Source organism: Streptomyces sp. NBC_00273, from assembly GCF_036178145.1.
In the GTDB taxonomy this organism is placed as follows: Bacteria; Actinomycetota; Actinomycetes; order Streptomycetales; family Streptomycetaceae; genus Streptomyces.
Genome location: NZ_CP108067.1, coordinates 6150656 through 6174292 on the forward strand (window position 1 = coordinate 6150656; position 23637 = coordinate 6174292).

The 23637-nt window shown below is 73.2% G+C and carries 25 protein-coding genes; 21 read left to right on the forward strand and 4 right to left on the reverse strand.

What is annotated here, in order from left to right; genetic code table 11:
• Nucleotides 1-79 precede the first annotated feature (79 nt).
• Together OG386_RS27185 and OG386_RS27190 are read left to right on the forward strand one after the other, a co-directional pair.
• Nucleotides 80-742, forward strand: a complete 663-nt coding sequence (locus OG386_RS27185; protein WP_328790283.1) for a DUF1707 SHOCT-like domain-containing protein — start codon at nt 80-82, stop codon at nt 740-742.
• Nucleotides 743-1371: 629 nt separating this feature from the next.
• Nucleotides 1372-2691, forward strand: a complete 1320-nt coding sequence (locus OG386_RS27190) for a DUF445 domain-containing protein (protein ID WP_443053203.1) — start codon at nt 1372-1374, stop codon at nt 2689-2691.
• On the opposite strand, the gene OG386_RS27195 is transcribed toward OG386_RS27190, so the two are convergent.
• Together OG386_RS27195 and OG386_RS27200 are read right to left on the reverse strand one after the other, a co-directional pair.
• The gene (locus OG386_RS27195) at nt 2661-3698 is read right to left on the reverse strand and encodes a hypothetical protein (protein WP_328790284.1); all 1038 of its coding nucleotides are present in this window, start codon (nt 3696-3698) and stop codon (nt 2661-2663) included. The genes OG386_RS27190 and OG386_RS27195 overlap by 31 nt on opposite strands.
• 34 nt (nt 3699-3732) lie before the next feature.
• Nucleotides 3733-4269, reverse strand: a complete 537-nt coding sequence (locus tag OG386_RS27200; protein WP_266596036.1) for a GNAT family N-acetyltransferase — start codon at nt 4267-4269, stop codon at nt 3733-3735.
• A gap of 186 nt (nt 4270-4455) precedes the next feature.
• On the opposite strand from OG386_RS27200, the gene OG386_RS27205 reads away from it, so the two are divergent.
• Both OG386_RS27205 and OG386_RS27210 read left to right on the forward strand, forming a co-directional pair.
• Nucleotides 4456-4647 (forward strand): hypothetical protein, encoded by a 192-nt coding sequence (locus OG386_RS27205; RefSeq protein WP_327385227.1) that lies wholly within the window; start codon nt 4456-4458, stop codon nt 4645-4647.
• Between the two features lie 39 nt (nt 4648-4686).
• Nucleotides 4687-4983: a hypothetical protein gene (locus OG386_RS27210; protein ID WP_327385228.1), complete on the forward strand. Its 297-nt coding sequence runs from the start codon at nt 4687-4689 to the stop codon at nt 4981-4983.
• A 14-nt stretch (nt 4984-4997) separates the two neighbouring features.
• On the opposite strand, the gene OG386_RS27215 is transcribed toward OG386_RS27210, so the two are convergent.
• Nucleotides 4998-5993: an SEC-C metal-binding domain-containing protein gene (locus tag OG386_RS27215; RefSeq protein ID WP_327385229.1), complete on the reverse strand. Its 996-nt coding sequence runs from the start codon at nt 5991-5993 to the stop codon at nt 4998-5000.
• A gap of 56 nt (nt 5994-6049) precedes the next feature.
• Here OG386_RS27215 and OG386_RS27220 point away from each other — a divergent pair, with 56 nt between their 5' ends.
• From OG386_RS27220 to OG386_RS27235, 4 genes are all read left to right on the forward strand, one after another.
• A complete protein-coding gene (locus tag OG386_RS27220; RefSeq protein ID WP_328790285.1) occupies nt 6050-6904 on the forward strand; it encodes a class E sortase in 855 nt (284 codons plus the stop codon).
• A gap of 96 nt (nt 6905-7000) precedes the next feature.
• On the forward strand, nt 7001-7354 hold the full coding sequence (locus OG386_RS27225; protein ID WP_328790286.1) for a DUF6412 domain-containing protein: 354 nt from the start codon (nt 7001-7003) through the stop codon (nt 7352-7354).
• Nucleotides 7355-7468: 114 nt separating this feature from the next.
• Nucleotides 7469-8251, forward strand: a complete 783-nt coding sequence (locus OG386_RS27230) for a YidC/Oxa1 family membrane protein insertase (RefSeq protein WP_328790287.1) — start codon at nt 7469-7471, stop codon at nt 8249-8251.
• Nucleotides 8252-8374: 123 nt separating this feature from the next.
• Nucleotides 8375-9232 (forward strand): fumarylacetoacetate hydrolase family protein, encoded by an 858-nt coding sequence (locus OG386_RS27235; RefSeq protein WP_030011505.1) that lies wholly within the window; start codon nt 8375-8377, stop codon nt 9230-9232.
• An 89-nt stretch (nt 9233-9321) separates the two neighbouring features.
• On the opposite strand, the gene OG386_RS27240 is transcribed toward OG386_RS27235, so the two are convergent.
• Nucleotides 9322-10425 (reverse strand): Gfo/Idh/MocA family oxidoreductase, encoded by a 1104-nt coding sequence (locus tag OG386_RS27240; protein WP_328790288.1) that lies wholly within the window; start codon nt 10423-10425, stop codon nt 9322-9324.
• A gap of 56 nt (nt 10426-10481) precedes the next feature.
• Between OG386_RS27240 and OG386_RS27245 the strand changes: the two genes are divergently transcribed.
• The 13 genes from OG386_RS27245 (at nt 10482) to OG386_RS27305 (ending at nt 23598) form a co-directional block, all read left to right on the forward strand.
• On the forward strand, nt 10482-11711 hold the full coding sequence (locus OG386_RS27245; protein ID WP_328790289.1) for an ROK family transcriptional regulator: 1230 nt from the start codon (nt 10482-10484) through the stop codon (nt 11709-11711).
• A 201-nt stretch (nt 11712-11912) separates the two neighbouring features.
• A complete protein-coding gene (locus OG386_RS27250; RefSeq protein WP_328790290.1) occupies nt 11913-12656 on the forward strand; it encodes a hypothetical protein in 744 nt (247 codons plus the stop codon).
• Nucleotides 12657-12755: 99 nt separating this feature from the next.
• A complete protein-coding gene (locus tag OG386_RS27255) occupies nt 12756-13520 on the forward strand; it encodes a GntR family transcriptional regulator (RefSeq protein WP_328790291.1) in 765 nt (254 codons plus the stop codon).
• Between the two features lie 148 nt (nt 13521-13668).
• The gene (locus OG386_RS27260) at nt 13669-14796 is read left to right on the forward strand and encodes a TIGR03364 family FAD-dependent oxidoreductase (RefSeq protein WP_328790292.1); all 1128 of its coding nucleotides are present in this window, start codon (nt 13669-13671) and stop codon (nt 14794-14796) included.
• Nucleotides 14797-14801: 5 nt separating this feature from the next.
• Nucleotides 14802-15533 carry a phosphonatase-like hydrolase gene (locus OG386_RS27265; protein ID WP_328790293.1) on the forward strand — a complete coding sequence of 244 codons (732 nt, stop codon included), beginning with the start codon at nt 14802-14804 and terminating at the stop codon, nt 15531-15533.
• The gene (locus OG386_RS27270) at nt 15530-16591 is read left to right on the forward strand and encodes an ABC transporter ATP-binding protein (protein WP_328790294.1); all 1062 of its coding nucleotides are present in this window, start codon (nt 15530-15532) and stop codon (nt 16589-16591) included. The genes OG386_RS27265 and OG386_RS27270 overlap by 4 nt, the downstream gene beginning before the upstream one ends.
• On the forward strand, nt 16584-17549 hold the full coding sequence (locus tag OG386_RS27275; protein WP_405787339.1) for a 2-aminoethylphosphonate ABC transporter permease subunit: 966 nt from the start codon (nt 16584-16586) through the stop codon (nt 17547-17549). Before OG386_RS27270 ends, OG386_RS27275 begins: the two co-directional genes overlap by 8 nt.
• Nucleotides 17536-18333, forward strand: coding sequence for an ABC transporter permease (locus OG386_RS27280; protein WP_328790296.1), 798 nt, complete (start codon nt 17536-17538; stop codon nt 18331-18333). Before OG386_RS27275 ends, OG386_RS27280 begins: the two co-directional genes overlap by 14 nt.
• 76 nt (nt 18334-18409) lie before the next feature.
• Nucleotides 18410-19486, forward strand: a complete 1077-nt coding sequence (locus tag OG386_RS27285; protein ID WP_328790297.1) for a 2-aminoethylphosphonate ABC transporter substrate-binding protein — start codon at nt 18410-18412, stop codon at nt 19484-19486.
• Nucleotides 19487-19709: 223 nt separating this feature from the next.
• A complete protein-coding gene (locus OG386_RS27290) occupies nt 19710-21230 on the forward strand; it encodes an alkaline phosphatase family protein (protein ID WP_328790298.1) in 1521 nt (506 codons plus the stop codon).
• Nucleotides 21231-21342: 112 nt separating this feature from the next.
• Nucleotides 21343-22122, forward strand: a complete 780-nt coding sequence (locus OG386_RS27295; RefSeq protein ID WP_030016791.1) for an HAD-IIA family hydrolase — start codon at nt 21343-21345, stop codon at nt 22120-22122.
• A 161-nt stretch (nt 22123-22283) separates the two neighbouring features.
• On the forward strand, nt 22284-22880 hold the full coding sequence (locus tag OG386_RS27300; protein WP_328790299.1) for a hypothetical protein: 597 nt from the start codon (nt 22284-22286) through the stop codon (nt 22878-22880).
• A 31-nt stretch (nt 22881-22911) separates the two neighbouring features.
• Entirely contained in the window at nt 22912-23598 is a 687-nt protein-coding gene (locus OG386_RS27305) for a class F sortase (RefSeq protein WP_328790300.1), read from the forward strand.
• Nucleotides 23599-23637: the final 39 nt, after the last annotated feature.

Consider the following 23637-nt stretch of genomic DNA (forward strand, 5'->3'; position numbering starts at 1 on the left):
GAAAGCCGGGGAGAATCCGGGGGCGATCTCAGGGGCTCAGCCATACAACTCCCCGACAACCCTGCATAGTCTGGTCCGCATGAGTGACGAGCGGCCGGAGAAGCCGTTGCCGGAGCTGAGGGCGTCGGACGCCGACCGGGACCGGGTGGTGGAGCGTCTACGGGACGCCGTCGCCGAGGGCCGGCTCGACATGGACGAGTTCGAGGAGCGGCTCGACGCGGCGTACAAGTCGCGGACGTACGCGGAACTGGAGCCGCTGACGCGGGACCTGCCGGCGCCGGCGGGCGGGCCGCTGGGCGGGCCGGTGGCTCCGCCGACGGCGGCGGCCGAGCCCTGGACGGGCCGGATCGGCGGCGGGGGCAGCTCGGCGATGGCCGTCGCGGTCATGTCGGGCTTCCAGCGCAAGGGCCGGTGGACGGTGCCGGCGCGGTTCGACGCGGTGGCGTTCTGGGGCGGCGGGGAACTGGACCTTCGCGAGGCGGACTTCGCGCAGCGCGAGGTGGTGATCAACTGCGTCGCGATCATGGGCGGCATCGAGATCACGGTGCCGCCGGGGGTGGAAGTGGACGTCCGGGGCTTCGGCTTCATGGGCGCCTTCGACCAGCGCGACACCCCGGGCCCGTGGGAGCCGGGTGCGCCGCGGGTGGTCGTGACGGGATTCGCCTTCTGGGGCGGCGTGGAGATCAAGGTCAAGAAGCGCAAGCGTCCCTTGGGCGGCCCGTCGCTCCGCAAGGAGCTGTAGGGGTTCCGCGGTTCGGCTCCCGCCGGGGTTGCGGTTCGGCTCCGGCCGGTCGGTGGTGCCGGGGCTCTGCCCCGGACCCCGCGCCTCAAGCGCCGGCGGGGCTGGGTGGTGTGGGGCGGTGCCCCGCCGGAATGTCTCCTCGGCTCGCGCGGTGCGGCACGTCGCGGTGGTGCTCGGTGGTGCGCGCTCGTCCTGCGGGGACACTCCACCGTGTCCCCACCCCACGGCAAGGCTCCGACAGTGGCCCCGAAGCCGCCCCGACGCGTGGGGAGCGGGGACGGTGAGGGGTGTCCCCGCAGGACGAGCGCGCGACCGCTGGGTACTGCCGAGACATACCCGCACGCGCCGAGCCGAGGAGATACCCCTGTCCGGCCCCGCGCACCGGCCCGCACCACGCCCGGATCCCGGCCCACAGCACGACCCGGACCCGCCCGGGCGCGTACCCCGGGCTATCACTGACCACCCGCGGGAGCGGACCGGCCCGTAGGGCAGGGGTACCCGGGGCCGCGCCCCGGGTTGTCATCGTCGCCCCCGCGGGAGCGGACTGGCGTGGCGGGAACTCCTCGTCCCGCCCAGGAGTCGGATGCTATGCAGACAAAACCGGCGCCCCCGGGGGAAGGCAGGAGCACGTGGAGAACCGCAGCACCACCGGAGGTACCGCACCACCGCCACCCACCCGCGGCGCGTTCGTGTTCAGCGCCGCCGACGAGGAGCGCCGCCGCGGGGTCCGCCGGATGAAGGCCACCGCGACCGGGCTGCTGATCCTGGTCGCGCTGGTCTACGTACTGGCCAAGTACGCCCAGCACGCCTGGGGCGCGGGCGGCTGGGCCGCGTACGTCGCCGCCGCGGCCGAGGCCGGCATGGTCGGCGCGCTCGCGGACTGGTTCGCCGTGACCGCCCTCTTCCGGCGCCCGCTCGGCCTGCCCATCCCGCACACCGCGATCATCCCGACCAAGAAGGACCAGCTCGGCGTCACCCTGGGCGAGTTCGTCGGGGAGAACTTCCTCTCCGCCGACGTGGTCCGGGCCCGGCTCCACGCCCTCGGCATCGGCGGCCGGCTCGGTTCCTGGCTCGCCGAGCCCGAGCACGCCGACCGGGTCACGGCCGAGCTTGCGGCCGCCCTGCGCGGCGCGCTCACCGTGCTGCGCGACTCCGACGTGCAGGCCGTCGTGGGCGAGGCCATCACCCGGCGCGCCGAGACCGCCGAGATCGCGCCGGGCATCGGCAAGACCCTGGGGCGGGTGGTCGAGGACGGCGGCCACCGCCGCGCCGTCGACCTCATCTGCGCCAAGGCCCACGACTGGCTCGTCACGCACGGGGCCTCGATCACGGACGCGGTCCAGGGCGGCGCTCCGGGCTGGACCCCGCGGTTCGTGGACCGCAAGGTGGGCGAGCGCGTCTACAAGGAGCTGCTGCGCTTCGTCACGGAGATGCGGGACATGCCCGAGCATCCGGCGCGCGGGGCGGTGGACCGCTTCCTGACGGACTTCGCGGCCGATCTCCAGTCGGACACGGAGACCCGCGCGAAGGTGGAGCGGCTCAAGTCCGAGATCCTGGCGCGCGACGAGGTCCAGGACGTCATCGCCTCCGCCTGGTCGGCGATCCGGTCGATGATCATCTCGGCGGCGGAGGACGAGCAGAGCGAGCTGCGCCTGCGGGTCCGCGCCTCGCTGATCTCCTTCGGTGCGCGGCTGGCCACCGACGGCCGCCTGCAGGCGAAGGTCGAGGGATGGATCGAGGGCGCGGTCGTCTACGTCGTCACCACCTACCGGACCGAGATCACCTCGCTGATCACGGACACGGTGGCGGGCTGGGACGCCGAGCACACCTCCCGCAAGATCGAGGCCCACATCGGCCGTGACCTGCAGTTCATCCGAATCAACGGCACGGTGGTCGGCGCCCTGGCGGGCCTGCTGATCTATACGGTGTCCCGTGCCTTCGGGGCGTAGGGCGGCGGGAGCGGCAGTTCCAGCTGGGCGTGTCCGCGGGTGGTGACCTGCGGGGGCGCGGGGCGGGCGGCGCCCAGTACCAGGAGGGCGCGCAGGGCGGCGATCACGTCCGCCGGTCTGTCGCGCAGGATCCCGGGGGTCGTGCTGGCCACCAGGACGCCCCGGGACTCCAGGCGCAGCCGCCGGTGCAGGGTGGCCTGCCAGGCGTCGCGCGTGTAGTGGTACTCCGCGGAGTCGATCTCCAGGGCCACGCCCTCCTCGGGCCAGTACGCGTCCGGGCTGGCGAGGAAGGCCCCGTCCGGGTCGTGGAGGCGGGCGTTCCAGAGCGGGGCCGGGAGGTCGGTCGCCGCCAGGGCGTCGCGTGCGCGGCCCTCGGCGATCGAGCGGACGCCGGCGACCAGCTCCGCGGCCGCGGCCCGTACGGCGGGGCGGCCGCGGACGCGGGCCGCGCGCAGTTCGGCGTGCAGGTCGCGCGGGTGGCACCAGCCGCCCTGGACGACGTTGGCCAGTACGGAGCGCACCAGGTCGGCGTCGGCATCGTCCGTGCGGGCCGCGAAGTCGGCGGCGGCCCGGATCGGGCGGGCGCTGGGGACGCCGCGGACGTGGAGGGTGGCGGGCCAGCGCGAGGTGGAGCAGGGCCGGACCCGGCCGGTGGCGGCCGGCGAGCGCGGGGCGCGGACGAGGACGTCCAGCGGTTCGGGCGGGGCGTCGCGGATGCCCAGGAGGGCGAGCGCGGCGCCGCCGGTGAGTGCGGCGGTGGACCCGGAGAGCGGATCGGCCGCGGGGTGGGCGGCGTACAGGACGGCGGAGAGCGCCTGCTGTTTGGCGTCGGGCGGGCCGGTCTGTAGGAGGTACACCCGTGGCAGGAGCCGCTGCCAGGGGCCTCCGCTACGGCTGCGGCCGCTGATGGTGGCGGCCGGGATCCCGGCCTGCGTGAGCTGGTGGTAGGTGGCCATGTTGAGCTGCCGCTGGGCCAGGCGGGCGAGGGAAGTGCCGTGAGTGATCATGCCCCGGGTATGCCCGGTGGGGCGTGCCCGATGCTCAGGCCGAGGGGTGGTTCGGGGCGAGGAAGACGACGACGCCGTTCTGCGTGCCGGGCAGGGGGGTGACCTCGTGCCAGCCGAGGCGCCGGTAGGTGGCGACGGTGTCGGTGGCCATCCGGGCGGTCAGCAGCCAGGCGCGCTCGTCGGGGGCGTCGGCGGTGATCTCGGCGAGGAGGGCGCGTCCGGTGCCGGTCCCACGGGCGTGCGGGCGTACGGCGAGCTCGTCGATCTCCAGGGCGCCGATGAGGAGTTCCCGGACGCGCTGCCGGCCGAGCTGCGCGGAGACCTGCCCGTAGCCGCGGTCGCGGGGGAAGGTCTTGGGGGTCAGCCAGCCGGTGGCGAAGCCGTCGATGCCCGCGGGTGACTGCGCGAACGCGGTACGGAAACCGGCGCGGCGGCTGTCGGCCTGGAGCCGTAGGGAGAACTGGCGAATGGTTTCTTCGTCCTCGTTCCAAGGGGGCGCGGAGAACACTTCGCTGTAGGCGTCGGCCAGTTCGTCCGAGAGGTCCAGCACGGCCGGTCCGTAACAGATCACGTTTGCAGCTCCTTGGGCCGGCTTGGGCGGGTTGGGTCGTATCGCCCGTGTAGGAGAGTGAATCTACGCCGGGGAGGTTCCACGGAGGGCGCCTGCGCGGATCCGGAGGGTGTGCGACAAATCCGACTTCCGTACGGTGGCCCGGCCCGCCCGTATCGCCGCCCCCGGGCCCGGCGTTGAACCCGTGTGTCCAGCTCTCTCCTGCGCAAAGCCCTGGTCGGCCTCGCCGCGTGCGCCGTGGCGTTCTTCATCACCCTGGGCGTCATCGCCGTCCTGCCCCGCGCCGTCCAGGACACCGTCCCGCCCGGCGTCCTCGGTGGAGCCGTCGTGGTCCTGGGCGTGACGACCGCGCGCCGCTTCGTGCGGCGCGCGCGTTAGCCTCGTCCGGAGACGTTCGAACGGCTGGAGGACTCCACGATGGCGCAGATTCCCACCTCGGCACTAGCGGCGGCCGGCCTGGTCGGCGGCTACGCCACGGCCCGCTGGACCGGCGTACGCCCGCTCGGCGGCGTGGTCCTCGCGGCCGCCGGCACCGTCGCGGTCCGCGAATGGCACCGCCGCACGACCCCGACGACGACGGCCCTCCTCGGCGCGGCCTACGTCGCCGCGTTCGCGGGATCGCACCCCTTGGCGAAGAAGATCGGCGCCTGGCCGGCGGTCTTCACGGCCGCCGCCGCGGTGGCCACGGCCTCCTACGCGGCGGCGGACCGCTGAGGAGCACTGCGTTCTCAGCCCCCGTGGCACTCCGAGTACGGCTTGCCCGACGCGCACCAGCAGGAGGCCGTGGGGGTCGGGGGCCACGGGGTGGCCTTGCCGCGGGCCGCCAGGGTCGTGGCGTATTCGGCCAGGAGGGACGGGGAGGCCGGGGAGGTCTTCTCCGATGCGGCGAAGGCCTCGTAGGAGGGGACGCTCGCCGTGACGATGCCCAGGTTCGTGGTGCCCGAGGCGGCCAGGGCGCGCAGGGAGGTTTCGATCTCCCGCAGGTGGGCCTCGTGCGAAGGGTATTCGGAGGCGAGGGTCGGGTAGCTGGTCAGCAGCTCTGACAGTTCGCGCTGCGGCCAGTGCAGGATCGCCACCGGGAAGGGGCGGGAGAGGGCCGCGCGGCGGTCGCCCAGTTCGGCGCGCAGGCGGGCGATCTCGGCGCGCAGTTCGGCGGGGTCGTCGGAGCCCAGGGCCCAGATGCGTTTCGGGTCGTGGAGCTCGTCGAGGGGGATCGGGCCGATGTGGCGGGTGTCCGCGACCATGTCCCAGTCGTCGTGCGGGAGCCCGAGGAGGCGGCGTACGCGGTGGCGGCCCGTGAGGAGGGCGGTGGTGGCCGGGGTCAGCGGATCGTCCTCCGCGATGAGGAGGGTGGCCGCCTCGGTGAAGCAGTCGTGCGAGGCCTCCAACTCGTCGTGGGCCTCCAGGGCTTCTGCGATGACCTCCCACGGCGCCGGGTCCTTGGGCGAGGCGGCGCGGATGCCCGTGATGAGGGCGCGCGCCTCCGCCTCGTGGCCGTACTCCCAGAGGTTCGCCGCCTGGAGGGCCTTGATCAGGTGGGGGTCGGCGGGCGAGGAGGAGAGGAGTTGGTCGTACAGGGCACTCGCCCGGTCGCGTGCGTCGGCCAGTTCGAGGTGGGCCGCGGCCTGGAGGAGCAAGGGCTCCTGGTCCTCGGGGTAGCGGGTCGCCGTGCGGATGAGGCGCTCGGCTTCGGCGATGTGCTCGGCAGGCGTGTCGGGGCGCATGGTTCACACCGTACTGCTGCTGGTCAGTTGGCGGGGGAGGACTTAGGGTGCCGCCCGTGCGAGATCGCGTACCCGTGGTGGTGCAGGGGAGCGGCCGGCGGGGGCGCCGGGCCGGTCTCGCGGGGGTGTTGTGGGCGGGCGCCGAGCTGATCGTCACCGTGGGGGTGGTGGTCCTGTTGCTGGTGGTGCATCAGGTGTGGTGGACCAATCGGCAGGCCGCGGCCGGTGCGCAGGAGCAGGTCCGGGCGCTGGAGCGGTCCTGGGGTGATGGTCCCGACCGTGGTTCCGGGGCGGGGGCCGGTGGCGGGGCCGGGGCGGGGGTCGGTGGCGTTGGCGTTCCGGCGGCGGGGTCGGAGCCGAGCGGGCCGGCGGATTCCGGGGCGGCGGATTCCGGGGCGGCGCCCGCGGCGACCCGGGCCGCCCGGCCCGCCGCCGGGGCCGGCGGGCCCGGCGGGCCTTCCGAGCGGGACCGGGCGTACGCCGTGCTGCGCATCCCGCGCCTCGGGCTCGTCGTGCCCGTCGCGCAGGGCGTGGACAAGCGGGCCGTCCTGGACAAGGGCTACGCCGGGCAGTACCCGGGGACCGCCGGGCCGGGGGCGCAGGGGAACTTCGCGCTGGCCGGGCACCGGAACACGCACGGCGAGCCGTTCCGGTACGTGAACCGGCTGCGGGCGGGCGACGAGCTGATCGTCGACGTGCGCGGGCGCCGGTTCACGTACGTGGTCGGGAAGGTCCTGGGCGAGACCACCGAGCGGGACACCGGGGTGATCGCGCCCGTGCCGCGCAGCGTGGTGAAACCGGACCAGGGGTACAGCGAGCCCGGGGCGTACATCACGCTCACCACCTGCACGCCCGAGTACAGCTCGAAGTACCGGCTGGTGGTCTGGGGGACCCTACTCAAGTCTTCCTGACCTCGATACTTCCGGCCGATGGATCTGCCGGTGGGCGCGGTTACCATCGATGTCGTACGAGAGTTCGTGCGCGGGAGTGGAGAGGGGGAGGTCCGTATGGCTCGGCAACGACACGACGACGGCCGCCTGCTGTCCTACGCCCTGTTCGCGCGGACCTCGCGGGCCCTCGCCCTGCTGCTCCCGCTCGTGCTGCTCGGGGGACTCCTCGGGCTGTTCGCCGGGGAGGGCGGGCTGGGCGCCGTGGTGGTCGCCCTCGCGGCCACCGTCGCCGTGGGCACCGCGGCCCTCGCCGCTGCCGCGCGGCTCGTGCGGCCCGTGCCGCCGCACCGAATACGCACCGCGATCCGTGATCGCGAGCAGCGCACGGCCTTCCTGCCGCAGCGCGATCCCGATGCCTCGGGCCGGTCGAGGCCCAGGGCGCCCGGCCGTCTCGTCCCGACGGCCGCGTAGGGGCGCGCAGTACTTCTCGCCTTCTGCTGACTGATCACTGTTGTCGCCCCTCGCGGGTCGTCACGCCGAAATGCATCTCTTTCGACGTTCGACGAGACCCTCCGGAGGGCCCGCGTGTCCGTTTTCACCCACCTTGTTGCTGAGCTGGGCCGGCTTTTGGAGCCGGTGCTGGCGCAGTCCGCGACCGCTGCCGCGATCGTGCTGTTCACCGTGCTCGTACGGCTCGCGCTGCACCCGCTGAGTCGGGCCGCCTTCCGGGGAGCGACTCCTGCGGCGGGGTGCCTGCCGATCCTGCTGCAGTTGCCGGTGTTCTTCGTGATGTACCAGGCGTTCTCCTCCGCCGAGGTGGGCGGGAAGGCGAACGAGCTGCTCGGGCACCGGCTCTTCGCCGCGCCGCTGGGGGCCCGGTGGACAGAGGCGCTGGGCGAGGGCGGCCCGTTCGGGGCGCAGGGGCTGGTGTTCCTCGGGCTGTTCGGGGCGATCGCAGTGGTGGCCGCCTGGAGTGCGGTGCGGGGGCGCCGGACGGCTGCCTCGGTCGCGGCTGCCGCTGCCGCTGACCCGAAGAAGCCGGCCGGTCGGGTCGCCCCCAAGGGCGGGGCGAAGGCCGGGGCGAAGGTTGGAACGAAGGCCGGAACGAAGGCGGGGGCCACGGCGGGGGCCGGGGTCGGGGTCATGGCCGAGGTGAGCGCCGAGCAGCAGGAGGTCATGCGCAAGCTGGGCGGCGTACTGCCCCTGCTGTCCTTCGGGACGCTGATCACGGCCGCCGTGGTGCCACTGGCCGCGGGGCTGTACCTGCTGACCACCACCGCGTGGTCGGTGGCGGAGCGGGCCTGGCTCCAGTACCGCAAGGAGCGGGCGGAGCGGCTGACGGATGGAGGCGAGCGTTCCAGTCTGTGAACAGGGTCTTGCGGATTGGGTGGTCATCTTGGAGGATCGACCAAATCCTCCGATGGCCGCAACCCATCGGCCGGCCCTGGGCACGCCCCAGGGTCGACCACCCACGACCACGGGAGAATGCCCATGAAGCTGCTGCGTGTCGGACCCGTAGGGTCGGAGCGCCCCGCGCTGCTCGACCGGGACGGGACCCTGCGTGACCTGTCCGGCCTGATCACGGATGTGGACGGCGGTCTGCTCGCCGACGACTCGGTCCTGACCCGGGTACGGGACGCGGCCGAGTCCGGTGAGCTTCCGGTCCTGAGCGGCGAAGGCCTGCGCATCGGTGCCCCGGTCGGCCGCATCGGCAAGGTCGTGGGCATCGGCCTGAACTACTTCGGGCACGCCGCCGAGATCGGCGCGGAGCCGCCGGCCGAGCCGATCCTGTTCCTGAAGGCCCCGGACACCGTGGTCGGCCCCGACGACACCGTGCTGATCCCGCGCGGCAGCGTGAAGACCGACTGGGAGGCCGAGCTCGGCGTCGTCATCGGCAGCACCGCCCGCTACCTGGACTCCGCCGTGCAGGGGCTCGCGCACGTCGGCGGGTACGTGCTGGTCAACGACGTTTCGGAGCGCGAGTTCCAGATCGAGCGCGGCGGCACCTGGGACAAGGGCAAGAACTGCGAGACCTTCACCCCGCTCGGCCCCTGGCTGCTCACCGCCGACGAGGTTCCGAACCCGCAGGTCCTGGACGTGAAGCTGTGGGTCAACGGCGAGCTCAAGCAGGACGGCAACACCTCGGACCAGATCTTCCCGGTCGGCGAGGTCGTCCGGTACCTGAGCCACTTCATGACCCTGTACCCGGGCGACGTCATCGTCACCGGTACGCCGGGCGGCGTGGCCATGGGCCAGCCGGAGCCGAAGCCCTACCTGCGGGCCGGTGACGTGGTGGAGGTGGAGATCACGGGTCTCGGCCGTCAGCGCCAGGAGTTCAAGGGCGCGTAGTCGGGCACGGGCGAGGGGCGGGGCTGCCATCGGCGGCCCCGCCCCTTCCGCGTGCCGTCACCTGCTCCTCGTCTCCGGGGCTTCGGCCTTCAGGCGGAATCGGACGCCGCGGCGGGAAGCTCCACGGTCACGCCCTCCTCGGACGACCGGCGGGCCGCCTCCAGCACGTCGAGGCAGTGGGCGGCCTCGATCGCCGTCACGGGCGCGGGCCCGCCCGTGCGCAGCGCGGCCGCGACCGCCGCGTAGTACGCCGGGTAGTCGCCCTGCTCGGTCGGGACCGGGATCCCGCCGCCGGTCAGCGGGGACTCGCCGGAACCGAGGAGCCCCCACAGGTGCGGGGGCTCCTCGCCCCAGGGCAGGTCCCCGTCCGGCCGCAACCCCTCGCGCAGGGCGCCCTCCTGCGGGTCGAGGCCGTACTTCACGTAGCCGGCCCGCGAACCCAGGACGCGGAACCGCGGTCCGAGCTGGGCGGTGGTCGCGCTGACGTAGAGGTGGGAGCGGACCCCGTTCGCGTGCGTGACCGCGATGAAGGTGTCGTCGTCGGTCTCGGCGCCCGGGCGGCGCAGGTCGGCCTCCGCGTAGACCCGTACGGCCGGGCCGAACAGCACCAGCGCCTGGTCCACGACGTGACTGCCGAGGTCGTACAGCAGGCCGCCGATCTCCTCGGGGGCGCCCGACTCGCGCCAGCCGCCCTTCAGCTGCGGGCGCCAGCGCTCGAAGCGGGATTCGAAGCGCTGCACCTCGCCGAGCTCGCCGCCGTCGATGAGGCTGCGCACGGTGAGGAAGTCGTTGTCCCAGCGGCGGTTCTGGAAGACGGAGAGGAAGGTTCCGTTGCGGTCCGCGAGGGCGGCGAGCGCGCGGGCCTCGGCGGCGGTTGCGGCGAGCGGCTTGTCCACGACCACGGGGATGCCGGCTTCGAGGGCGGTGGTGGCGAGCGGGACGTGCGTCCGGTTGGGGGAGGCGATCACGACCAGGTCGAGGTCCCGGTCCCACAACTCGGCGGTGGTCGCGGCGATGCGCACGTCGGGGAACTCCGCGCGGGCCTGGGCCTGTCGGGCCGGGTCGGAGGTGACGACGGTGTCGAGGGCGAGCCCGTCCGTGGCGGCCACGAGGGGGGCGTGGAAGACGGAGCCGGCGAGTCCGTAGCCGATGAGGCCGACGCGGAGGGGGGTGGTGGGGGCGGAGGTGCTCATGGGGACCACTTTGGCGACAGTGTTGTCAAAGTGCAAGGAGGGTGGACAATGGGCGGGTGAACAGGGGTAGCGGGGAGAGCCGTGGCGGGGTGAACCTGCCTGCGCTGCGCGGGTACAACGAGGCGCTGCTGCTGGATCTGCTGCGCGGCGCCGGCCCGGCGGGCCTGGGGCGCGCCGAACTCGCGGCCCGTACGGGGCTCACCCCGCAGGCCGTCAGCAAGATCACGGCCCGGCTCTGGGCGGACGGGTTGATCGCGGAGGCCGGGCGCGCCGCGTCCACCGGCGGCAAGCCGCGCACCCTGCTCCGGCTGGTGCCGGACGCACGCCACGCCGTGGGCGTGCACCTGGACCGCGACGAGCTCCGGGCGGTCCGGGTGGACCTGGCGGGCCGCGTCGTCGCCGAGAGCAGTGGCCCGCTGGACTTCGGGGCCGGCCCGGAGGCGGCGGTGGAGGCGGTCGTACGGGCGGTCAGGAGGGTCTCGGACCCGGCCGGGCTTCCGCTCGTGGGCGTCGGGGTGGCCGCACCGGGGCCGCTCGACCACCGGGCCGGGGCGATGGGGCGGGTGACGGGGTTCCCGAGCTGGAAGGGCTTCCCGCTGCGGGGGGTGCTGGAGGGGCTGCTGGGCCTGCCGGTGCTGCTGGACAAGGACACGAACGCCGGTGCGGCCGCGGCCGCCGGGGCGTGGCTCCGGGCCGCCTGGCCGGACGCGGACGCGGCCCCGGGCGCGAACGTAGGAGTGGGCGCGAACATGGGTGTGGGCGTGGGTGCGCATGCGGGCGTCGGGCGCGGGGCGGGCGTCGGGCCGGATGCGGAGGCGGATGCGCATGCCGGCGGCGGATCCCCCACCTGTGTATACGTGCACGTCGGGACCGGGATCGGCGCGGGTCTGTGGCTGGGTGGCGGGGTCTACCGGGGTGCCCGCTCAGCGGCGGGGGAGTTCGGCCACCAGGTGCTCCTGCTGGACGGCCCGCCGTGCCGGTGCGGGGCGCGGGGCTGCATGGAGGTGCTGTGCCTGGAGGCAGTGGCCCGGGGCGATCTCTCCGAGGCGGCACGGATCCTGGGCGAGGGTGCCGCCAATCTGGTCGCGCTGCTGGACGTGGACCGGGTGCTGCTCGGCGGGCGGGTGGTGGCTGCGGCGCCGGAGGTCTTCGTGGCCGGGGTCGGGGCCGTGCTCGCGGCCCGCGCGCTGGATCCGGCCCGGCCGGTGGTCGCCCTGGCGGGAGCCGGTGTGGCGGAGGGCGCGGCGGAGCTGGCACTGGCGCCGTTGTTCGGGCGCGCGGGCTGACACGGCGGGGCTCCGCCCCGACCCCGTACCTCGAAGGGCGGTGGGGCACTTGACCTCGTCCGCCATACGGGCGTAAACCGGAACAACCCAGGCGCGGCTCCCGATGAGGGATCGCGCGGGAGTGGCAGGGTGCGGGCAGGGTCGGGGTGATTGTCACCTCGTCCGATCATCGTCCCGTCAGGCGAGCAGCGAAGGTCTTCCATGCGACTGCGCAAAGCCCTTGCCCTCACCGCCGCCCTCTCCGCCGCCCTGGTCGCCACCACCGCGCCCGTCGCCGGAGCCGACATCGGTGCGGGCGGCGGCCGCCCCGCACCCGCACTGCCCTCGCGCACGCAGGCCACCTGCGGCGACGGGAAGAGCAGCGCCTTCCCCATCGGGGCGCGGATCCGCGGCGGTCCGGCCGTGTACCGCACCGGTGCCGGACCGCAGACCTGGTACCTGGACCTGACCAACACCACCAACTCCGAGTGCACGGCCATCCACCCGATCGTCGTCTTCACGGACAAGGCCCGCACCCTGCGTCCCGCGCACCTGCGCATGGAGTTCGACGCGCCGGGCGGCACCTTCCCCGTCAGTCTCGAGAGCAGCGACCGCGACGAGATCATCGCCGTTTTCGACGGCGGCGACGCCTTCCCCGGCTACACCGTGGGCCCCGGCGGATCCCTCACCGTCAAGGTGGGCCTCTCCTTCGCCCCCGACGCGCCCGTCGGCGAGGTCGTCGCCGACGCCGCCCTCGTCCAGCGCAAGGGCGACGACGGCGACTGGATCGGCGAGGCGGGCGGCTACCGGTTCTCGGTCGAGGGGCCCGAGGATCCCGTCGAGGCGGGCTCCCTCGCCCACACCGGCCCGCGCGAGTGGGCGTACGGCACGGGCGCCGTGGCCGCGCTCGCCACCGGTGGCGGCCTCCTGCTGGGGGCCCGCCGACTGCGCCGTTCCGCACGCTGAACCTCCGCCGGCCGTCCGTCGAGCGCCCGTGAAGCCGTCCGCGCATCGCCCGTGCCCCCGTCGCCCCGCGGCGGCGACCGCCCCGCATAGAGTCCCATCGTGGAAGAACAGACCCAGCGGCACCGCCCCGGCTCACCCGTGCGTTCCGGCATTCCCGAGCACGGCCGCATCCCCAAGTACTACGCCGTCAAGGCCCGGATCGCCGAGCTCCTCGACGAGCTCGGCGAGGGCGGCACGCTGCCCACCGAGCGCGATCTCGCCGAGCGGTACGAGGTGTCCCGCGAGACCGTCCGCCAGGCCCTGCGCGAGCTGCTGCTGGAGGGCCGGCTGCGCCGTTCCGGCCGCGGGACCGTCGTCGCCGGCCCCAAGTTGGAGCAGCCGCTCGCCCTCGCCAGCTACACCGAGGGCGTGCGCCGCCAGGGCCGCCGCCCGGGCCGTCACCTCATCGGCCTGGAGCAGTTCCCCTGCCCGCCCGACCTCGCGCCCGGCATCGGGGCCGAGCCCGGCGAGCCCGTCTGGCACCTGGAGCGGGTCCTGCTCGCCGACGACGAGCGCGTCGGCCTGGAGAGCACGTACATCCGGGTGGCCCGGGCCCCTCGCCTGGACCGCGACTTCCCGCCGGACTCCTCCTTCTACGGGTACCTCCGCGACAGCCTCGGCATCTCCTTCGGCGAGGCCGACGAGAAGCTCGAGACGGTCCTGGCGACCCCGCGCGAAGCCCTGCTGATCGGCACCCCGCCCGCTCTCCCCATGCTGCTCATCCACCGCTTCTCGCGGGACCAGGACGGCCGGCCGCTGGAACGGGTGCGTTCGCTCTACCGTGGGGACCGGTTCAGCTTCACGACCCGACTGCGCGCCGAATAGTCGAGGACCTATCGTTCCGTACCAGACAGAAAGGGACGCATTAATGTCACAGGAAGATAACGGGTCTAGTCCAAACGTCGAGGGCTGTTCACCGGGCCGTCGCCGGACGGATCCTCCCGGGTCACGGCCCCGACCCACCGTTGGCGGCGTGAGAGTCATAGTCGTCGGAGGCGGCGTGGTCGGCACCATGCACGCCTGGCAAGCAGTCGAACGCGGCCACGAGGTCGTCCAGATCGAGCGGGAAGCGGAGGCCCGAGGCGCGTCCCTGCGCAATTTCGGCCAGATCTGGGTCAGCGGACGGGCCGGGGGAGAGGAGCTGGACACCGCCCTGCGGGCCCGCGAGCTCTGGGAGCGCATCGGCGCGCAGGTGCCCGGACTGGGATTCCGTGCCAACGGCTCCCTCACCCCCGTCCGCACCCCCCGCGAACTCGCCGTCGCCGAGGCGGCCCTGGCCCGCCCGGACGCCGCCGCCCGCGGCTACGAGCTGCTCACCGCGGCCGAGGCGCGGAAGATCAACCCGGCCCTGCGCGGCGCGTTCGAGGCGGCCCTGTGGTGCGGGCGGGACGCGGCCGTCGAGCCGCGCACCGCGCAGCTCCACCTCCGGGAGGCCCTGCGCACCCGCGCCGCCGGCCGCTACACCTTCCTCGCCGGTCGCGAGGTCCGCGACGTGGTCGGCCCCGCAGCCGTCCGCGACGACCACGGCGACGTCCACCGCGCCGACGCGGTGGTCCTGGCCACCGGTGCCTGGCTGTCCGGCCTGGTCCGCGAACTGGTCCCCGACCTGCCCGTGCGCCGCGTCCGCCTCCAGATGATGCAGACCGACCCGCTCGGCGAGCCGCTGACCACCTCGGTCGCGGACGCCGACAGCTTCCGCTACTACCCCGCCTACGAGTCCCCCGCCCTCGACGCCCTCAACGCCGGGCAGGAGCAGGCGCCGATCGCCGCCGAGCACAAGATGCAGCTGCTGATGGTCCAGCGCCGGGACGGCGGACTGACCATCGGCGACACCCACGAGTACGAGCACCCCTTCGCCTTCGACACCCTCGAAGACCCCTACGAGCACGTCGCCGCCGTGGCCGGATCCTTCCTCGGCCGCCCGCTCCCGAGGATCCGCCACCGCTGGGCGGGCGTGTACGCGCAGTGCACGGACACCACCCGCGTCGTCCACCGCCAGCAGGTGGCCGACGGCGTCTGGCTGGTGACCGGACCCGGCGGGCGCGGCATGACCTGCTCGCCCGCCCTAGCCGAGACCACCGCGAACGAACTGGGCTGGTAAGTCAGATGAGCGACAGCGACAACGACAGCTACACCACGCACGGAACCGACCCCACCCGCCGCAAGCTGGTCGTCCTCGACATGGCCGGCACCACCGTCGCCGACGGCGGCCTCGTCGAGCGCGCCTTCGAGCAGGCCGCCGAGCGGCTCGGCGTCCGGCCGGGGACCCCCGACCACGCCGAGAAGCTCCAGTACGTCCTCGACACCATGGGCGAGTCCAAGATCTCGGTCTTCCGCCACCTCTTCGGTACGGAGGAGCTCGCCCACCGCGCCAACTCCGCCTTCGAGGAGGCATACGGCGCCCTCGTCGACGGCGGTCTCGTCACCCCGCTCCCCGGCGCCCGCGCCGCGATCGAGCAGCTCCGCGCCGACGGCCGCACCGTCGTCCTGACCACCGGCTTCGCCCGGGTCACCCAGGACGCCATCCTCGACGCCCTCGGCTGGCAGGACCTCGCCGACCTCACCCTCTGCCCCGCCGACGCGGGCGGCCGCGGCCGCCCGTACCCGGACATGGTGCTGACCGCGTTCCTGCGCACCGGGGCAGTGGCCGACGTGCGCGACGTCGTGGTCGCGGGCGACACCGCCTACGACATGCTCAGCGGCCGCCGCGCCGGAGCCGGGACGGTGGCGGGCGTCCTCACGGGCGCCCACGACCGCGCGGCGCTGACGGAACACGGCGCGACCCACGTCCTGGCCTCCGTCGCCGAACTCCCCGCACTGCTGCGGGAGTCGCCGTGAGCGGGATCCGTTTCGACGGGGTCAGCGTCGCCTACGGCGGCAACACCGTCCTGGACTCCCTCGACCTGACCGTCGAGCCGGGCGAGGTGATGGCCCTGCTCGGCCCCTCCGGCTCCGGCAAGACCACGGCCCTGCGCGCCGTCGCCGGCTTCGTACGACCCGTCGCGGGGCGGGTGCTGATCGGCGGCCGGGACGTCACCGCGCTCCCGCCCCACCAGCGCGGCATCGGCATGGTCGTCCAGCAGTACGCGCTCTTCCCGCACATGCGGGTCGAGGCCAACGTCGCCTTCGGCCTCAGGGCCCAGAAGGCCCCCAGGGCCGAGATCCCCGGCCGGGTCGCCGAGGCCCTCGAACTCACCGGCATGGCCGCCTACGCGCGGCGCTACCCGCGCGAGCTCTCCGGCGGCCAGCAGCAGCGCGTGGCCATCGCCCGCGCCCTCGCCATCCGCCCCGGGGTGCTCCTGCTCGACGAGCCGCTGTCCGCCCTCGACGCGCAGCTGCGCTCCGGGATGCTCACCGAGTTGGCCCGGTTGCACCGCGAACTGCCCGACGTATCGATTCTGTACGTCACCCACGACCAGGTGGAGGCGCTCACCCTGGCCGACCGGATCGCCGTCATGGACAAGGCCCGGCTGCAGGACTGCGGGACCCCCCAGGAGCTGTACCGGGCCCCGCGCACCGAGTTCACCGCCTCGTTCGTCGGCAACGCGAACCTGCTGCCGGTCACCGTGGCCGAGGGGGGCGCGTTGTTCGCCGGGCACCTGCTGGAGCTGGACCGCGGGCGCGCGGCACCGGGATCGACGGCCACCCTGTGCGTACGGCCGCACCTGCTCGGCCTCGGCACCGGCACCAACGCGCTGAGCGGGACGATCATCGAGGTGCAGTGGCGCGGTTCGACGCACCGGCTGTACGTGGACGTCGGCGGGCACCGCGTGAAGGCGGACCTCCCGGAGCTGCGGGTGACGCCCGCGCTGGGGGACCGGGTCACGCTGCACTTCGAGCCGCGGGACGCGGTGCTGTTGGCAGCGGGCGCGGGCGCGGGGGTGTCGGATGGCTGAGGCCACGCGGCGCGCGGTGCCCGTCCCGGCCGAGAACCGGGGCTCCGCCCCGGACCCCGCGCCTCGAACGCCGGCGGGGCTGGATGGTGCGCTGGCGGGGCTGGATGGTGCGCCGGCGGGGGTGGATGGCGCGGGGGTGAGGGTGCCGCGTGGCGTGTGGGTCCTGCCGCCCGTGGTCGTGCTCGCGCTGGTGTTCCTGTACCCGCTCGCGCTGGTCGTCCAGCAGTCCTTCAGCCCCGAGAACGGCGGCGGCGCCTTCGACGCGTACGCCTCCGTCTTCGCCTCGCAGGGCTTCCGCGAGGCCCTCGGGACCACCGTCTGGCTGGCCGTCGGCGCGACCGCCGGCTGCCTCGTACTCGGCTTCGTGCTCGCGCTGATCATCGCCTTCGTGCCCTTCCCCGGGGCCCGCGCCGTCGCCAAGTTCATCGATGTCTTCCTCTCCTTCCCCTCCTTCCTCATCACCCTCGCCCTCCTCTTCGTCTACGGCACGGTCGGCATGGCCAACGGCCTCGTCACCGATCTCACCGGCGTCGCCGAGGGGCCCTTCCACTTCCTCACCACCCCCTGGGGCGTCCTGCTCGCGGAGATCACGTACTTCACGCCCTTCGTGATGCGCCCGCTGCTCGCCGCCTTCTCCCAGCTGGACACCGCCCAGCTGGAGGTCGCCGCCGGCCTCGGCGCCCGGCCCGCCCGGATCGTCCGGCAGGTGATCCTGCCCGAGGCCCTCCCGGCCCTCGCCGCGGGCGGCAGCCTCGTCCTGGTCATGTGCCTGAACGAGTTCGGGATCGTCCTGTTCACCGGCGCCAAGGACGTCACGACCCTCCCGATGCTCATCTACGGCAAGGCCATCCTCGAATCCGACTACGCGGCCGCCTGCGTGGTCGCCGTCGTCAACATCGCTATATCCGTCGGCCTGTTCGGCCTCTACCGGGTGGTGGGCAAGCGTGCTGGTGCATAGCAAGAGCGGCCGCTGGGCCGCCTGGGGCCTCTTCGGCCTGCTCTTCCTGCCGCTGTTCGCCCTGCCCCTGCTCGTCGTGGTCGCGGCCTCCTTCGCCACCCACTGGTCCGGGGCCTTCCCCTCCGGGCCGACCACCGAGAACTACGCGGCCGCCGTGCGCGGCGAATCCCTCCGGGCCCTGACCACCAGCCTGGTCACCGCCCTCGCCGCCAGCCTCCTCGCGCTCACCGTCGGCACCTGGGCCGCGCTCGCCGCGGCCACGCTGAACAAGCGCGGGAAGCGGTTCCTGGACGCGCTGTTCATGCTGCCCGTCGCCGTGCCGTCCGTGGTCGTGGGCCTCGCCGTGCTCGTCGCCTTCAGCCGACCCCCGGTCCTGCTCAACGGCACCAGCACGATCGTCGTCCTGGCGCACACGATCCTCGTCACGGCGTTCGCCCACCAGTCGGTTTCGGCGGCGATCGTACGGCTCGACCCCGCGTACGAGCAGGCTGCCGCCTCCCTGGGCGCCCGGCCCGCGTACGTCCTGTGGCGGGTCAAACTCCCCCTCCTGCTGCCGTCCCTCACCGCAGCGGCCGGCCTCTGCTTCGCCCTGTCCATGGGCGAGCTGAGCGCCACGATGATGCTCTACCCGCCGGACTGGATGCCCCTCCCGGTCCGCATCTTCACCGCCACCGACCGCGGTTCGCTCTACGGCGGCTCCGCCGTCGCCGTGGTCCTGATGGCCACCACCCTGCTGGTCCTCCTGGCCGTCTCCCGCGTCCGCACCAGGGCCTCCTACCGCTGAACTGGCGCCGAACCGGCCCTGAACCAGCGCTGAACCGTCCTCCACTTCCGACTCCCTTTCCCCGTAAGGAAGTTCCATGACCGGCAAGAGACTCCTGCGCATCGCCACCGTCGTCACGGGCGGTCTCGCCCTCGCCTCCTCCCTCACCGCCTGCGGCGGCGGCTCCTCGGCCGCCGACTCCGACGGCGGCGAGAAGGTCGTCACCGTCTACAGCGCCGACGGCCTCAAGAGCGAGAAGGGCGACGGCTGGTACGACAAGGTCTTCGCCGACTTCACCAAGAAGACCGGCATAGAGGTCAAGTACGTCGAGGGCGGCTCCGGCGAGATGGTGCAGCGCGCCGTCCGCGAGAAGACCAACACCCAGGCCGACGTACTGATCACCCTGCCGCCCTTCATCCAGCAGGCCGACGGCAAGGGCCTGCTCCAGTCCTACAAGCCGCAGGGTTCCGAGAAGGTCAACGGCGCGGACAAGGCTGCCGACGGCAAGTGGACCTCGGTCGTCAACAACTACTTCGGCTTCGTCTACAACAAGAAGGAGCTCGCCGAGGCCCCCAAGACCTGGGAGGAGCTGCTGGACGCCCGGTACAAGGGCAAGCTGCAGTACTCCACCCCGGGCGTCGCGGGCGACGGCACCGCCGTGCTCATCAAGTCGATGCACGACTTCGGCGGCAAGGAGCCGGCGATGGAGTACCTGAAGAAGCTCCAGGCCAACAACGTCGGCCCGTCCTCCTCCACCAGCAAGCTGGCGCCCAAGACCGACAAGGGCGAGCTGCTCGTGGCCAACGGCGACGTCCAGATGAACTTCGCGCAGTCCAAGTCCATGCCGAACCTGGGCATCTGGTTCCCGGCGAAGGAGGGCGGCAAGCCCACCAGCTTCGCCCTGCCGTACGCGGCCGGCCTCGTGGACAAGGCCCCGCACACCGAGAACGGCAAGAAGCTCCTCGACTTCATGCTCAGCGAGGAGGCCCAGAAGCTGGTCAGCGGGGTCGGCGGCGGCTTCCCGGCGCGCACCGACGTCAAGCCGACCGACGCCAACGCCATCGAACTCACCAAGCTCATGACGGGCGTGGAGATCTTCGAGCCGAACTGGGCCGACATCGACAAGAACCTCACCGGCTACGTCGACGCGTGGAAGTCGGCAACCGGAAGCTGACCGGTTACTTCCTGGCCAACCCTGCCCGGCAGAGTGACCTTTGCCTGGGGGTCCCCCCGGACGAAGTCTGGGGGATGGGTCTGGACCGAAGACCGCACCTTCGGTCCGGACCCGGCGCACACCGGAACACCCGCCGGAACGCCGCAACGCCGCATCACCGGAACACCTGAACGTCGAAACTCCCCCGCTCCTTTCGCCGCTCACCTGCTCCCAGGAGGAGTACGTGTCCCCTGCCCTGCCCGGACGTCGTGCCGTCGCCGCGACCGCCGTCACCTCCGCCCTGATCGCCGCCGCCGCCCTGGCCACCCCCGCCGGCGCCGCCGCGCCGGCCAACACCGACAAGGTGCTCGTCATCGGCATCGACGGCGCGGTCCTGGACCGCGTCAAGGTCGCCAACGCACCCCACCTGAACGGCCTGATGGCCCAGGGGCTGACCGCCCGCAGCACCCTCTACGCGAGCCCGATGGCCGCCACGTCCTCCGGCCCCGGCTGGTCCACCATCGCCACCGGGGTCTGGCCCGACAAGCACGGCGTGAAGGACAACTCCTTCACCGGCAAGAACTACGCCGCCCACCCGGACTTCCTGACCCGCATCGAAAACGCCAAGCCGGCGCTCAACACGTACGCGGCGGCCGACTGGGAGCCCGTCACCTCCACCGACCAGAACGGGCCGATCTTCTCCGCGAAGGTCGACAAGCGCCTTTCCCTCAAGGGCGACCGCGACGGCTACCGCACCGAGGACCCGAAGATCGCCGCGGCCGCAGCCGCCGAACTGCGCGACCAGAACCCGGACGCCGCCTTCGTCTACCTCGGCGAGATCGACGCGGCCGGCCACTCCTACGGCGCGGCCAGCCAGCAGTACCTCGACACCGTCGCCCGCGTCGACACCCTGGTCGGCCAGCTCCTCACCGCCGTCAAGAACCGCCCGACCTACGCCCAGGAGAACTGGAAGATCCTGGTCACCACCGACCACGGCCACACCGACTCCGGCGGGCACGGCGGCTCGACCGTCCAGGAGCGCGGCACCTTCGTCATCGCCAAGGGCGCCGGCATCCCGGCCGGCTCCGTACGCGCCGACGTGCGGTTGGCCGACGTCGCCGCCACCGCGCTCGCCCAGGTCGGCGTCAGCGGCTCCGGCCTCGACGGCGTCCCGCTGAACGCCCCGGACGACGACCCCTTCGACACCCTGCGCCCGAACCTCCAGGCCCGGGTGGACGAGACGGGCATCCCGGCCGGCGTGAAGGGCTTCACGCACACCCCGTCCGCCGGCTGGTCCGTCGACAACACCAAGATGGGTACGGGCGGCGTCGCCGAGTGGGCCGGCTGGGCCTTCGCGACCGACGAGTTCTGGAGCCAGTCGCAGCGCGACCAGTGGCGCGAGCTGAACGTCCGCTCCCGTGACGTCTTCGCCGTCGCCGACTCCGACGAGTGGGACGACAAGAGCCACACCGGCACCTTCGACTCCACCCTCGTCACCCCCAAGTGGGCGGTCAGCGGCGGCAGCACGCGGAATCTGACCTTCCAGACGCACTACCGCCACGAGGCCGGCCAGACCGCCCAGGTCCTGGTCTCTTACAACGGCGGTGCCCCGACCGTGGTGAAGACATACACCGCCGACGCCGTCGCCAAGTCCGAGTCCCTCGCCCTCCAGGTCCCGGCCGGCGCCACCGACGTGCAGGTCCGCTTCCGCTACAGCGGCACCAACAACTGGTTCTGGACCGTCGACAACGTCCGCCTGGGCTGATCGCTCCCCGGTTCCGGTTCCGGGCCGTGGACGGCACGGACGTCCGCGGCCCGGCCCGGATAGGGTGGTGGAGACCAGAGGTAGCAGGTCACCGAGAGCGGAGAACAGTCCAGTGGCAGAGCGCAAGCCGATCGAATCCTGGCTCACCGACATGGACGGGGTCCTCATCCACGAGGGCACCCCGATCCCCGGCGCCGATGCCTTCATCAAGCGGCTGCGCGAGTCCGGCAAGCCCTTCCTGGTGCTGACCAACAACTCGATCTACACCCCGCGCGACCTCCAGGCCCGGCTGAGCCGCATGGGGCTGCAGGTCCCCGTCGAGAACATCTGGACCTCGGCGCTGGCCACCGCGAAGTTCCTCGACGACCAGCGTCCGGGCGGTACGGCGTACGTCATCGGCGAGGCCGGCCTGACCACCGCCCTCCACGACATCGGCTACATCCTGACCGACCACGAGCCCGACTACGTGGTCCTCGGCGAGACCCGGACGTACAGCTTCGAGGCGATGACGAAGGCGGTCCGCCTGATCAACGCGGGCGCGCGCTTCATCTGCACCAACCCCGACGAGACCGGCCCCTCCACCGAGGGCCCGCTCCCGGCCACCGGCGCCGTCGCCGCGCTGATCACCAAGGCGACGGGCAAGAAGCCGTACTTCGCCGGCAAGCCGAACCCGCTGATGATGCGCACCGGCCTGAACGCCATCGGCGCGCACTCGGAGACCAGCGCGATGATCGGCGACCGGATGGACACCGACGTGCTGGCCGGCCTGGAGGCGGGCATGCAGACCTTCCTCGTCCTCACCGGCCTGACGACCGAGCAGGACACCGAGAAGTTCCCGTTCCGCCCGACCAAGACGGTCGCCTCGATCGCGGACCTGGTCGACCTGGTCTGACGCGCACCACGCGCCGCGGGCACCCGCACACCGCGGTACCCGCGTACGGCGCACGGCCGAACGGGTGTGCCGCGTTTGGGGCGTACGGCCGACACGTACGGCGCCGCTCCGGATGCGCGGCGGCGCGCCGCGCGTGAATCTCCTTGTCGAGGAGGTTCACCATGCGCAGTGTTCCGATCGCTGTCCGCGCCACCGCGATGGCCGTCGCCCTGGCGGCATTCTCGGCGGTGACCGCGCCGATCGCCCTCGCGGGCGAGGAGGACCGCGGTGACCGCGGCGACCGCGGCAGCGTCACGGTCGACCCGAATCCGGCTCACCCCGGAGCGCAGGTCAAGCTGCGCGTCCAGGGCTGTGACGGTACCCGCGGAGCGGCCAAGTCCGCCGCCTTCGTATCGGACGTCGACCTCTACGGCCGCGACGGCGGCCGCAGCCCGCTCTACGGCGACGCGATGATCCGCTCGCACGTCTCGCCCGGCTGGCACTCCGTCCGGGTGACGTGCGACGGCCACGACAAGGTCAGCGGCTCCGTCCAGATCTCCGAGTACCGCCCGTCCCACCACGCCTCGCCCGTCTGGCCGGTGCACGCGGGCGGCGGCGGCATGTCCGCCGAGCTCGCGGCGGAGTCGTCCAAGAAGGCCCACGGCGCCGACGGACCGGGGCTGCCGCACACGGTGATCGGCGCGGTCCTCGCCGCGGTCGCCACCCTGGCCGTCGCGGGCCGGGCGCTGGCCCTGCGCCGCCGCCGCAGCGGCGAGTGAGGCCGGTGTCGGTGGGTCCGGGTGAGTACCGGTGAACGAGTACGACGGGCGCAACGAGGACAAGGCCTCCGCCGGCGGCCGGCTGCTGACCTTCGCCGCCTGGGCGGTACTGGTGCTCGGCCTGTGGCTGTGGGGCCGCCAGCTCACCGTCGCGCCGGCCCCGCCCGCCGGTCAGGCCGGCGGGACGGTCGGTCCGGGGCTGCCGGCCGCGCACGCCCCGCTCGCCGCGGCCCCGCCCCAGCGCGTCGACGTGCCCTCCATAGGCATCCAGGCCCCGGTGATCAGCCGGGACCTGGACAAGGACGGGGCGATCGAGCCGCCCCCGTACGACCAGCCCGGCACGGTGGGCTGGTGGGGCCGGGGCACCCAGCCGGGGACGGCCGGGACGGCGCTGATGGTGGGGCACGTGGACACCCGGTCCAAGCCGGCGGTGTTCTACGGCCTGAGCACCGCGCAGCCGGGCGACAAGGTGCGCGTGGTGCGGACGGACGGTTCGGTCGCCGAGTTCACGATCGAGGACGTACGGGTCTACGAGCGCGCGGCCTTCGACGCGCACAAGGCCTACGGCCAGCGGGTCCGGGGCCGTGCGGAGCTGAGGCTGGTGACCTGCGGGGGCTCGTACGACAAGGTGGCCAAGGAGTACACGGCGAACGTGGTGGTCTCCGCCTATCTGACGGGCGTGGGAGCCCGCCCGGGCGCACCGGGAACCGCGGCCTGAGCCGGCCGCGCCGCCGACGGGAAACGAAGAAACCCCCGC

Excerpts from the sequence above, each read along its gene's own strand:
- OG386_RS27185 (WP_328790283.1), top strand. The coding sequence starts at position 80 with ATGAGTGACGAGCGGCCGGAGAAGCCGTTGCCGGAGCTGAGGGCGTCG.
- OG386_RS27195 (WP_328790284.1), bottom strand. The coding sequence starts at position 3,698 with ATGATCACTCACGGCACTTCCCTCGCCCGCCTGGCCCAGCGGCAGCTC.
- OG386_RS27210 (WP_327385228.1), top strand. The coding sequence starts at position 4,687 with ATGGCGCAGATTCCCACCTCGGCACTAGCGGCGGCCGGCCTGGTCGGC.
- OG386_RS27215 (WP_327385229.1), bottom strand. The coding sequence starts at position 5,993 with ATGCGCCCCGACACGCCTGCCGAGCACATCGCCGAAGCCGAGCGCCTC.
- OG386_RS27225 (WP_328790286.1), top strand. The coding sequence starts at position 7,001 with ATGGCTCGGCAACGACACGACGACGGCCGCCTGCTGTCCTACGCCCTG.
- OG386_RS27235 (WP_030011505.1), top strand. The coding sequence starts at position 8,375 with ATGAAGCTGCTGCGTGTCGGACCCGTAGGGTCGGAGCGCCCCGCGCTG.
- OG386_RS27240 (WP_328790288.1), bottom strand. The coding sequence starts at position 10,425 with ATGAGCACCTCCGCCCCCACCACCCCCCTCCGCGTCGGCCTCATCGGC.
- OG386_RS27250 (WP_328790290.1), top strand. The coding sequence starts at position 11,913 with ATGCGACTGCGCAAAGCCCTTGCCCTCACCGCCGCCCTCTCCGCCGCC.
- OG386_RS27265 (WP_328790293.1), top strand. The coding sequence starts at position 14,802 with ATGAGCGACAGCGACAACGACAGCTACACCACGCACGGAACCGACCCC.
- OG386_RS27275 (WP_405787339.1), top strand. The coding sequence starts at position 16,584 with ATGGCTGAGGCCACGCGGCGCGCGGTGCCCGTCCCGGCCGAGAACCGG.
- OG386_RS27285 (WP_328790297.1), top strand. The coding sequence starts at position 18,410 with ATGACCGGCAAGAGACTCCTGCGCATCGCCACCGTCGTCACGGGCGGT.
- OG386_RS27300 (WP_328790299.1), top strand. The coding sequence starts at position 22,284 with ATGCGCAGTGTTCCGATCGCTGTCCGCGCCACCGCGATGGCCGTCGCC.